Origin of the sequence: Rhodococcus sp. KB6, from assembly GCF_001445685.1 — a bacterium.
In the GTDB taxonomy this organism is placed as follows: domain Bacteria; phylum Actinomycetota; class Actinomycetes; order Mycobacteriales; family Mycobacteriaceae; genus Rhodococcus_F; species Rhodococcus_F qingshengii.
In genome coordinates, this window is the sequence record NZ_LNAK01000083.1 from 1 (window position 1) to 819 (window position 819).

The window sequence follows — 819 nt, forward strand, 5'->3', positions numbered from 1 at the left end:
CAACGACTTGAACCGGATCGTGCGGTCCTCGCGTGCCGCGTGGTGGAACCAGATCAGTGGTGCCGACGGTGCGGCAGCGAAGGCGCTGCTCGTGACACCGTGATCCGGCGGTTGGCCCACGAGCCGCTGGGCTGGCGACCGACCGTGCTGGAAGTTGTAGTGCGCCGCTACCGCTGTGCCGACTGCGGACACGTGTGGCGCCAAGACACCAGCGCCGCGGCGGAGCCACGCGCGAAGCTCTCGCGCACCGGGCTGCGGTGGGCGCTGGAAGGGATCGTGGTCGCACACCTCACCGTCGCCCGTGTCGCCGAGGGACTCGGGCTCGCGTGGGACACCGCCAACAACGCGGTCCTGGCTGAAGGCAAGCGGCTGCTGATCAACGACCCCACGCGGTTTGAGGGCGTGAAGGTCATTGGCGTCGATGAGCACGTCTGGCGCCACACCAGGCGTGGCGACAAGTACGTCACCGTGATCATCGACCTCACCCCGGTCCGCGATGGCGCCGGCCCAGCAAGGCTGCTGGACATGGTCGAGGGCCGGTCGAAGGCGGCGTTCAAGACCTGGCTCGCCGACCGCGACGACGCCTTCCGTGACGCGGTCGAGGTGGTCGCGATGGACGGCTTCACCGGGTTCAAGACCGCCGCTGCGGAGGAGATCCCGGACGCGGTCACGGTGATGGATCCCTTCCACGTCGTGCGCCTGGCCGGTGACGCCCTCGACAGGTGCCGGCGCCGGGTCCAACTCGCGATCCACGGGCACCGTGGGTTCAGGGACGACCCGCTCTACAAGTCGCGGCGCACGCTGCACACCGGCGCGGAC

1 pseudogene is annotated in these 819 nt (G+C 69.6%); it reads left to right on the top strand.

What is annotated here, in order from left to right:
• Nucleotides 1–819: pseudogene (locus ASU23_RS12250) on the top strand (ISL3-like element ISPfr2 family transposase); the annotation flags it as partial.